A 9537-nucleotide genomic window follows, 5' to 3' on the forward strand; every position below is an offset into this window, starting at 1 on the left:
GGCCCGGCGGGCGCGCGGCGCCCTCCGGTGCGCGCGCACCGGCCTGAGCCCCGCCCCGCCCCCCGGATCGATTGACCGACTGACCGACTGACCGAAGCCCCCCACTGCCATGCAACTCGCTGAAATATCGATACGCCGGCCGGTCTTTGCCACCGTTCTGTCGCTGCTGGTGCTGCTGATCGGCGCGGTGAGCTTCACGCGCCTGTCGGTGCGCGAATACCCCAAGATCGACGAGCCCGTAGTCACGGTCAGCGTGCGCTACGCGGGCGCCTCGGCCGAGGTGATCGAGTCGCAGGTCACCAAGCCGCTCGAAGACTCCATCGCCGGCATCGACGCGGTGGACGTGATCACCTCCATCAGCCGCCCCGAGCAAAGCCAGATCAGCGTGCGCTTTCGGCTGGAGAAGGACGCCGACAACGCCGCCGCCGAAGTGCGCGACCGCACGGCCCGCGTGCGCAACCGCCTGCCCGACGCGGTGGACGAACCCGTCATCGCCAAGGTCGAGGCCGACGCCTCGCCCGTGATGTGGCTGGCCTTCAGCAGCGACACGCGCAGCCCGCTGGAGATCAACGACCTGGTCAACCGCATCGTCAAGCCGCGCCTGCAGACGGTGACCGGCGTGGCCGACGTGCCCATCTACGGCGAGCGCAAGTACGCCATGCGCGTGTGGCTCGACCCCGAACGCATGGCGGGGTACCGCCTGACCACGCAGGATGTGGAAGACGCCATCCGCAAGAACAACCTGGAGCTGCCCGCGGGCCGCATCGAGTCGCAGCAGCGCGAGTTCAGCGTCACCTCGCAGACCGACCTGGCCACGCCTGGGCAGTTTGCCGAGGTGGTGATCCGCACGGTCAACGGGTTTCCGGTGCGCATCCGCGACGTGGCACGGGTGGAAGAGGGCGCCGCCAGCGACCGCAGCCGCGTGCGCCTGAACGGGCGCGAGGCCATCTCGGTCGGCGTGATCCGCCAGGCCACGGCCAACCCGCTGGAGCTGGCGCAGGGTGTGCGCGCGATGATGCCCGTCCTCAAGACCGACCTGCCGCCGGACATCGTCATCGATGTGGCCAACGACAACTCGCTCTTCATCGACCGGTCCATCAAGAGCGTGTACTCCACCATCATCGAAGCCGTGGTGCTGGTGGCGCTGGTGATCTTCGTCTTCCTGCGCACGCTGCGCGCGTCCATCATCCCCATCATCACCATCCCGGTGAGCCTGGTGGGCAGCTTCGCTCTGATGTCGCTGGCGGGCTTTTCGATCAACACGCTCACGCTGCTGGCGCTGGTGCTGGCCATCGGCCTGGTGGTGGACGACGCCATCGTGATGCTGGAGAACATCTACCGGCACATCGAGGAAGGGCTCGACCCTTTCTCCGCCGCCATCAAGGGGGCGCGCGAGATCGGCTTTGCCATCGTGGCCATGACGCTCACGCTGGTGGCGGTGTATGCGCCGCTGGCCTTCACGCCGGGCCGCACAGGCCGGCTGTTCGTGGAGTTTGCGCTGGCGCTGGCGGGGGCGGTGGTGGTGTCGGGCTTCGTCGCGCTCACGCTGTCGCCCATGATGTGTTCGCTGCTGCTCAAGCACAACCCCAAGCCCAACTGGTTCGACCGCTCCATGGAGCGCTGGCTCACCGCGCTGTCCGACGCTTACGGCCGCCTGCTGCGCTGGATCGTGACCGCCCGCTGGGGCGGCGGCGCGGGCCAGGAGGGCGCGGGGCGCGGCAGCCGCATTCGCGGCGCGATCTTCCAGGCGCGCTGGATCGTGATCGCCATCATGGCCTTGAGCGGCGTGGCCCTGGTGCTGGTGTACCCCACCATGCGCCAGGAGCTGTCGCCGCTGGAGGACCGCGGCACGGTGCTGGTCAACGTCACTGCGCCGGACGGCGCCACGCTGGACTACACCAACCGCTACGCGCTGGAGCTGGAGAAAATTGGGCAGCAGTACCCCGAGTTCGACCGCATCTTCGCCAACATCGGCAACCCCACCGTGGCCCAGGGCAGCGTCATCTACCGCACGGTGGACTGGGAAAACCGCAAGCGCACCACGCTGGAGCTGGCGCGCGAGCTGCAGCCCAAGGTGGGCACACTGCCGGGCGTGAGCTCGTTCCTCATCACCCCGCCGTCGCTGGGCCAGGGCTTTCGCGCACGGCCGCTCACGTATGTGATCCAGACGTCCGACAGTTATGAAAAACTCAACCAGGTGGCCACCGCCTTCATGGCCGAGATCGCGCAGAACCCCGGCATCGTCGGCCCGGACATCGACCTGCGCCTGAACAAGCCCGAGCTGCGCATCGAAGTGAACCGCGAGCGCGCGGCCGACCTGGGCGTGAGCGTGGACGTGGTGGCCAAGGCCATCGAGACCATGCTGGGCGGTCGCACCGTGACGCGCTACAAGCGCGATGCCGAGCAGTACGACGTGATCGTGCAGACGGAGGCACGCGGCCGCACCACGCCCGAGAACATCGACACCATCTACGTGCGCGGCCGCAACGATTCGATGATCCCGCTGTCCAGCCTGGTCAAGGTGCGCGAGAGCGTGAGCCCGCGCGAACTCAACCACTTCGGCCAGCGCCGCTCGGCCACCATCACCGCCAACCTGTCGCCCGACTACTCGCTGGGCGAGGCGCTCAAGTTCATGGACGACACCGCCGCCAAGGTGCTGCGCGCGGGCTACACGACCGATCTGAACGGCACCTCGCGCGAGTTCAAGAGCTCGCAGGGCGCGCTCGGCGTGGTGTTCTTGCTGGCGCTGGTGTTCATCTTCCTGGTGCTGGCGGCGCAGTTCGAGAGCTTCATCGACCCGCTGGTGATCATGGTGTCGGTGCCGCTGTCGATGATCGGCGCGTTGCTGGCACTCAAGTGGAGCGGCGGCTCGCTCAACGTGTATTCACAGATCGGCCTGATCACGCTGGTGGGCCTGATCACCAAGCACGGGATCCTGATCGTCGAGTTCACCAACCAGCTGCGCGAGCAGGGCATGGACATGGTCGATGCGCTGGTCAAGGCCTCGGCCCAGCGCCTGCGCCCCATCCTGATGACCACCGGCGCCATGGTGCTGGGCGCCATCCCCCTGGCGCTGGCCACCGGCGCGGGGGCCGAGACACGCATGCAGATCGGCTGGGTGATAGTGGGCGGCATGTCGCTGGGCACGCTGCTCACCATCTTTGTCGTGCCCACCATGTACACGCTGTTCGCACGCCGCGCGGTGCCGGGCGCCAACACGGCGGTGGCGACCGAAGAGCCCGCCCATGCAGTGCACATGCACGACTACGTCGGCAAGTAGCCGCCTTGCCGTAGGGATCTGACCTATCAGAATGAAAAAACAAAAGGCCCGTCGTGGCCTTTTGTTTTTGGCCGCGGCCTGGTCGAATAGGCAGTGCGGCATGAGAACTGTGGGGGGTTGCAGGGTCGGTGGTGCATGGGTGCGGACTGAGCATTCCATCATCCCGCACCGTTCGGGCTGAACTTTCCGTACCGTTCGGGCTGAGCTTGTCGAAGCCTAGCGAAGCGCTTCGACAGGCTCGGCGTGAACGGTTTTTCCTCGATTTTTCAACGCCCCAGGTCGGATCATGCTGCCGGCGATGCAACAGCCTGCAGGGCATCCGCAATGTCCTGCTGGCCCTGCGGACGCACCAGCCGCTCCACTTCCTTGCCGTCCTTGAGGAACACCAGCGTGGGCCAGAGCTTCACGCTGAAGCTGCGGCCCAGGCGCTGGCCGGGGCCGTCCTCGACCTTCACGTGGGCGACGTCAGCGCGGTCTTTCAAAGCAGCCTCGATCAGCGGCTGTGCGCGCTGGCAGTGGCCGCACCAGGGCGTGCCGAACTCCAGCACGGCAGCGCCCGTCAGGCTGTCGATGTCTTCGCGGGCAGGGGGCTGGGCAAGGTGTGTGGCGGTGTAGGGCATGGCGGTTCAACCAGTGAAGTGAAAAGTTGGGACACAGGTTATGGCGAGGGAGCGCGCTCTGCACCAGCGATGTCCCCATGGCTGTGTCAGATCATGCCTTCAAAGACCATCACATCCACCGTGTCGCCCACCGCCACGTTGCCCTGGCCGTGGTGCAGCACGATCAGGCCGTTGGCCTGCACCATGGAGCTGAGCACACCCGAGCCCTGGTTGCCCGTGGTGCACACCTGCAGCGTGCCGTCGGCGGCGGTGGTGACGGTGCCGCGCTGGTATTCGGTGCGGCCGGGCTTCTTGCGCAGGGGCTCGGTGCACACGGCGCGCAGCAGGGGCGGCGCGGCGCGGGTGCTGCCCATCATGCGCAGCAAGGCAGGGCGCACGAACGCGAGAAAGGTCACCATCACCGCCACCGGGTTGCCCGGCAGGCCAAAGAGCACGGCGCCTGCGCTGGCATTGCCGTTGCTATTATTTTTATAGCTTTTGGCGCTTGCTGGATGTGCGGTGGAGGCTGTTTTTTCTTGAAATGGGGTACCCTGCGGCGTATTGCTGATGCTGCCCACCGCCATGGGGCGGCCCGGGCGCATCGCGATCCGCCAGAAGGCCACGTCGCCCAGCTTCTTCATCATGGTGCGGGTGTGGTCGGCTTCGCCCACGCTCACGCCGCCGCTGGTGATGATGGCGTCCGCCTGCCCGGCGGCCTGGCGGAAGGCAGCTTCGAGCAGCGCGGGCTCGTCGCGCACCACGCCCAGGTCGATCACCTCCACGCCCAGGCGGGTGAGCAGGCCGAACACGGTGTAGCGGTTGCTGTCGTACACCGCGCCTTCGCGGGGCGGCTCGCCCAGGCTCAGGATCTCGTCGCCGGTCGAGAAGTACGCCACGCGCAGGCGCCGGAACACCGTCACCGTGTGCAGGCCCAGGCTGGCCACCAGGCCCAGCGCTGCAGGCGTGAGCAGCTCGCCACGCGCCAGCGCCACGCCGCCTTGCATCAGGTCTTCGCCCTTGAAGCGGCGGTTGTCGCCGGTGCGCAGCACGTCGGCCGCAATGCTGATGCGGTGGCCACTATCCGCTGTGCTGCCGGCTGTGTCGGAAGACGCGGTAGTGAACTCTTGCGGCACCACGGTGTCCAGACCCGCGGGCATGATCGCGCCGGTCATGATCTTCACGCATTCGCCAACTGCCACGCTGCCCGTCCACGCCTTGCCTGCCAGCGCCGTACCCACCACGCGCAGCGCCATGGGCTGGCCCGCTACCAGCTGCGCGCCCGCAAAGGCGTAGCCGTCCATGGCGGAGTTGTCGTGCGGCGGCACGCTGATGGGCGACACCACATCGCGGGCCAGCACGCGGCCCAGTGCGTTGAAAAGCGGCAGCTCCTCGGTGTCCTGCACGGGCTCGACCAGGCGCTCCAGGAACGTGTTCACATCGGAGGCTTTGAGCGCATGCGGGTCGTAGCCCTGAAGTTCAGCAGCGATCTGGGCAATGGTCTTCATGGGCAGCAAACAAACAATCAATCAATCAGTCGGGTATGCCGCGCGGCAATTGTCACAGGACGTCGCGTCACCGGGAGCGGCAGGCGGGAAAGGGGTCGGAGGTCAGCAAAAGCAGCATGTGCAGCTTGTCGTACGCCACGTTGTCGACGATCACGGCGCGCGGCAGCAGGCCCCAGGCATGAAAGCCCGCCTGCTCGTACAGCCGCACCACATGGGTGTTCGACGCGGTCACCGTGAGCACCAGCTGCGTGAGGCCGGGGACCTGGCGCGCAGCCAACACGCAGGCTGCAATCAGCTGCCGCCCGATGCCCTGGCGCTGCGCACCGGGCGCCACCATCATGCCCACCACGCTGGCGCAGTGGCGCTGCTGGGTCCGCTGCTCGCGCTCGCAGCCCACGCAGCCGAGCAACCGGCCGGTGGCATCGAACGCACCGAGAAAAAACGTGCCCGATGCCACCGGCCCGAAGCGCCCGGCGTATTCCTTGGCCGCGCGGCCGATGGACGACGCGTAGTCCGAGGTGAAGGCGTCGGGTGCCGTGCGCAGCGCTTCATCGCGCACCGCCTTGTAGGGCACGGCGTCGGCCGCTGTGAGTGCGCGGATGCGTACCGCCGCAGGCTGGGCGGCAGTAGTCGCCACCGGAATCGACGTCGCTGCGGTGCCTGCGCTGTGGGGAATGGGCATGGGGAACAAAAGCGGGGGATGGTTGGGGTGCAAACCAGAGAAGGGGAGGGCCGTGCGTGCAAGCGCGGCAACTCAGCGCCCCGCCGTGCCCTCCAGCGCATGCAACTCGGCCAGGGTGTTGGCGTTGAAGAACGCTTGCGCGTCATCCCCAGGCTGATCGAACGGCACCAAGGCACAGCGGTGCTGGCCGGTCCACGCGTCGATCTTGCGGCCACCGGCCTGCGTGAAGGCCACCAGGCTTCCCAGCAGCTCCACGCGCAGCAGGCAGAACACCGGCTGCGGGCGCACGGTGATGCGGCCCTGGCCGTCGTCCTCGGGCGCGCAGGCCATGGCGATCTCGGCGTCCTGCTCGCTGGCGGCAGCGGCCAGGCGGGTTGCCAGGTCCAGCGGAAACAGGGGCGTGTCGCACGGCACGGTCAGCAGCCACGGTGTTTCGCAGCGCTCCAGCCCCGTCAGAAAGCCCGCCAGCGGCCCCGCATAGTCGGCCAGCACATCGGGCCACACCGGCGCACCGAACGCCTCGTACGCGGCCAGGTTGCGGTTGGCATTGACCATGGTGGACCCGGTCTGCATCTGCAGCCGCATCAGCGTGTGCAGCGCCAGCGGCAGGCCGCGAAAGTTCTGCAGGCCCTTGTCGACCCCGCCCATGCGGGAGCCCCGGCCGCCGGCCAGCACGAGGCCGGTGATGTCTTGGGTATCAATCATTCGTGATCTTCAAAGAAACTCAGACGGGTGCTTCGCGTGATCTTGGAACGCGGCCGGGCCAGTGCACCCGTGCAACCGACTTCGCCAGGCCACCGGGTGTGCCCCCCTGCCGCACGCAGCGAGAGCGCGGGCAGACGCCGAAGGTGGCTCAGGGGGCGCTTCACTTCATCCACCGATGTAACTCATCTCCACCCGGCGAGCACCGCCGCCCGTGTCCGCAGGCAGGCTGCTGCGCAGCTCCGAATAGCGGTCGGTGCGCTGCTGCCAGATGGGGGCGATGGCCGATGCGATGGCCTCGTCGCTGGCACCACCGCGCAGCAAGGTGCGCAGGTCGTAGCCCTGGGTGGCGAAGAGGCACAGGTAGAGCTTGCCTTCGGTGGACAGGCGCGCGCGGTTGCAGTCGTGGCAAAACGCCTGGGTCACGCTGCTGATCACGCCGACCTCGCCCAGGCTCGCATCGTGCACCCCCGCCGCGTTGGCGTAGCCCCAGCGCTCGGCGGTTTCACCGGGCGCGCTGGGGCTCAGCGCCACCAGCGGCAGCTCGGCGCGCAGGCGCTCGATGAGCTCGGCCGAAGGCAGCACCTCGTCCATGCGCCAGCCGTTGGTGGCGCCCACGTCCATGTATTCGATGAAACGCAGCGTGGTGCCCGTGCCCCGGAAGTGGCGCGCCATGGGCAGCACCTCGTGGTCGTTGGTGCCACGCTTGACGACCATGTTCACCTTGATCTGCGAGAGGCCCGCCGCGTGCGCCGCCTCGATGCCCGCCAGCACGTCAGCGACCGGAAAGTCCACATCGTTCATGCGGCGGAACACCGCATCGTCCAACCCATCGAGGCTCACGGTCACGCGGTTCAGGCCCGCGTCCTTCAGGGCCCGGGCCTTGCGCGCGAGCAGCGACCCGTTGGTGGTGAGCGTCAGGTCGGGCGGCAGGCCATCCACGGTGCGCAACTCGGCCAGTTGCGCCACCAGGGCTTCGAGGTTCTTGCGCAGCAGCGGCTCGCCGCCGGTCAGGCGGATCTTGCGCACGCCATGCGCCAGGAAGAGCCGCGCCAGACGCGTGATCTCTTCAAAGCTGAGCAGGGCGCCGTGCGGCAGGTAGGGATAGTCCTTGTCGAAAACTTCCTTGGGCATGCAGTAGTTGCAGCGGAAGTTGCAGCGGTCCGTCACGCTGATGCGCAGGTCCCGCAGCGGCCGGCCGAGCGTGTCGGTGAGCAGCCCGGTGGGCACAGAGGCGTGCAACGGCACCTTCGCCGCCAGAGCGGCGATGCGTTGGTCCACCAGGGGGATCACTCGTTCGGCCATGGGGTGATTTTGCCGCATGGGCTTCGCTTCGCGGGGCAAGCCCTTGGTATCGGAATTGATCGGGGTCAATTTTGGCGCAGGCACCGTCTTATGTACCAACGTGACCAAAACAAGATATCCAATTTTCCTGGAGCCACCGCGCTGTGTGCGGTCCAGTCACCGTGGTTCTGGCGTGCGGATGCGGTCTATCTAGAAGTTGCCAGCGTGGCTTCGGCTTCTTCTTTGCATGCTATTGCAAGTGGCTTGATGATTTTGGTTTGCCAAGCCAATTGATTTTCGTTGCGGTCTCAATACCGGGTGTTTTTTGCCATTGAGTGTGTATGCTATTTTATATTTTATTTCTCAATCTCTAAAATGGCGTCGGAGATTGTTTTTTTGTTATTTTCCACAAAAGATAAGAAATAATTTTCTTGAGGGTGTGTTATGGTAATTTCGAAGCCATTAATTTTCTTTTTTATAACATCACCAATTTTCAAGCAGTCTTTGCTGGTTAATGGGAGATGGAATTCCAAATTTTGCATTTTGAGTCCCAGTAGTGCATCTTCTAAACTGATTTTTTGGAAACTTTTTAGTTCCTTTAAATAAATTTGATTATCAATTTTTTTGAGATAACTTAATTCAATTGCTTCGCTATTGTTTGTTATCAGCGTAAATTTGGATTTTTGCGTTGTAAATTTATCGGAGACTTCTTTCCAATGTGTGCAAGCTTCCGCACCCATTGAGATAGACTGCTCTGCTAAAATTAGTGCTATTGCTATTATTTTTATATTTTGATTTTTGGCTTTTGGTAAATTTGCGTGAGATTCGCATTTTTGCATTATTTATATATCTCTCGTTGGTTATCCACCATTTTGCTCTGGCGCGTATGTGGGAGTTGCTTCAGGGCATGTAGTTTGAGGGTAATTTAGCTGTGGTCCTGATGTTTGGGGCACCCCAGGGTAAGCGCCTGCTGGCGCTCCTGATGATCCCCATGCACCACCCAAGCCAGGAATGTTGCTTGGGGAGGAAATGCCGCATTTGCCTGCTATTGAAAAAGCAAAAGTATTGCTGTTTGGCCCCATTGTGGCTGAATAAATTGAGGGGTTTGAATAATCGCCGGCAGATTTTTTGACGCAATCATCTTTCCCAGATGTCCAATCTCCGCATTTGGTGTCATCTCCACCCGCCTGCTTGTCAAAATGATGATTTTTATAGATAAGAGCGCACCCACTATTCTTTGAATCTGGTGCGCCTGCTATGCCGCCACCAAACAATCCAGTTGTTTTTCTTTCTCCGGAGACATCATCAATCGTCTCAATGGAACAATGACTGGCGGGTACATTCGGTATTTTTCGACAACACATTCTAGATTTCAAGCCTAGTGGGTCTGTATAAATATTTATGTTGTTATTTGAATATGTAAATGAATTTAATCCGCCCCTTAAGCCAATAGGATCTTGCGTCACATACCGTCCCACCCTCGGA

General features: G+C 63.8%; 9 protein-coding genes. 2 read left to right on the forward strand and 7 right to left on the reverse strand.

The window, feature by feature from the left end; translation table 11 throughout:
- Positions 1–109: 109 nt before the first annotated feature.
- The gene (locus ACSQ3D_RS27615; RefSeq protein WP_436128997.1) at positions 110–3280 is read left to right on the forward strand and encodes an efflux RND transporter permease subunit; all 3171 of its coding nucleotides are present in this window, start codon (positions 110–112) and stop codon (positions 3278–3280) included.
- A gap of 284 nt (positions 3281–3564) precedes the next feature.
- Here ACSQ3D_RS27615 and ACSQ3D_RS27620 read toward each other — a convergent pair whose 3' ends face one another.
- The 5 genes from ACSQ3D_RS27620 to moaA form a co-directional block, all read right to left on the reverse strand.
- Positions 3565–3900: a thioredoxin family protein gene (locus ACSQ3D_RS27620; protein ID WP_056413187.1), complete on the reverse strand. Its 336-nt coding sequence runs from the start codon at positions 3898–3900 to the stop codon at positions 3565–3567.
- An 86-nt stretch (positions 3901–3986) separates the two neighbouring features.
- A complete protein-coding gene (gene moeA, locus ACSQ3D_RS27625) occupies positions 3987–5384 on the reverse strand; it encodes a molybdopterin molybdotransferase MoeA (protein WP_436128998.1) in 1398 nt (465 codons plus the stop codon).
- Between the two features lie 67 nt (positions 5385–5451).
- Positions 5452–6066, reverse strand: a complete 615-nt coding sequence (locus ACSQ3D_RS27630) for a GNAT family N-acetyltransferase (RefSeq protein WP_436128999.1) — start codon at positions 6064–6066, stop codon at positions 5452–5454.
- A gap of 72 nt (positions 6067–6138) precedes the next feature.
- Entirely contained in the window at positions 6139–6771 is a 633-nt protein-coding gene (mobA, locus tag ACSQ3D_RS27635; RefSeq protein WP_436129000.1) for a molybdenum cofactor guanylyltransferase MobA, read from the reverse strand.
- Positions 6772–6936: 165 nt separating this feature from the next.
- Positions 6937–8073 (reverse strand): GTP 3',8-cyclase MoaA, encoded by a 1137-nt coding sequence (gene moaA, locus ACSQ3D_RS27640; protein WP_436129001.1) that lies wholly within the window; start codon positions 8071–8073, stop codon positions 6937–6939.
- A gap of 90 nt (positions 8074–8163) precedes the next feature.
- Here moaA and ACSQ3D_RS27645 point away from each other — a divergent pair, with 90 nt between their 5' ends.
- Entirely contained in the window at positions 8164–8346 is a 183-nt protein-coding gene (locus ACSQ3D_RS27645) for a hypothetical protein (protein ID WP_156370452.1), read from the forward strand.
- Between the two features lie 62 nt (positions 8347–8408).
- Here ACSQ3D_RS27645 and ACSQ3D_RS27650 read toward each other — a convergent pair whose 3' ends face one another.
- Both ACSQ3D_RS27650 and ACSQ3D_RS27655 read right to left on the reverse strand, forming a co-directional pair.
- Positions 8409–8891 carry a hypothetical protein gene (locus ACSQ3D_RS27650; protein WP_436129002.1) on the reverse strand — a complete coding sequence of 161 codons (483 nt, stop codon included), beginning with the start codon at positions 8889–8891 and terminating at the stop codon, positions 8409–8411.
- Positions 8892–8912: 21 nt separating this feature from the next.
- Positions 8913–9537, reverse strand: a 625-nt coding sequence (locus tag ACSQ3D_RS27655) for an RHS repeat-associated core domain-containing protein (RefSeq protein ID WP_436129003.1), incomplete at its 5' end; no start/stop codon positions are given.

The organism is Acidovorax sp. LjRoot117, from assembly GCF_964252695.1.
In the GTDB taxonomy this organism is placed as follows: domain Bacteria; phylum Pseudomonadota; class Gammaproteobacteria; order Burkholderiales; family Burkholderiaceae_C; genus Acidovorax.

Coding starts and splice junctions, on each gene's coding strand:
- ACSQ3D_RS27615 (WP_436128997.1), top strand. CDS start 110: ATGCAACTCGCTGAAATATCGATACGCCGGCCGGTCTTTGCCACCGTT.
- ACSQ3D_RS27620 (WP_056413187.1), bottom strand. CDS start 3,900: ATGCCCTACACCGCCACACACCTTGCCCAGCCCCCTGCCCGCGAAGAC.
- moeA (WP_436128998.1), bottom strand. CDS start 5,384: ATGAAGACCATTGCCCAGATCGCTGCTGAACTTCAGGGCTACGACCCG.
- ACSQ3D_RS27630 (WP_436128999.1), bottom strand. CDS start 6,066: ATGCCCATTCCCCACAGCGCAGGCACCGCAGCGACGTCGATTCCGGTG.
- mobA (WP_436129000.1), bottom strand. CDS start 6,771: ATGATTGATACCCAAGACATCACCGGCCTCGTGCTGGCCGGCGGCCGG.
- moaA (WP_436129001.1), bottom strand. CDS start 8,073: ATGGCCGAACGAGTGATCCCCCTGGTGGACCAACGCATCGCCGCTCTG.
- ACSQ3D_RS27645 (WP_156370452.1), top strand. CDS start 8,164: ATGTACCAACGTGACCAAAACAAGATATCCAATTTTCCTGGAGCCACC.
- ACSQ3D_RS27650 (WP_436129002.1), bottom strand. CDS start 8,891: ATGCAAAAATGCGAATCTCACGCAAATTTACCAAAAGCCAAAAATCAA.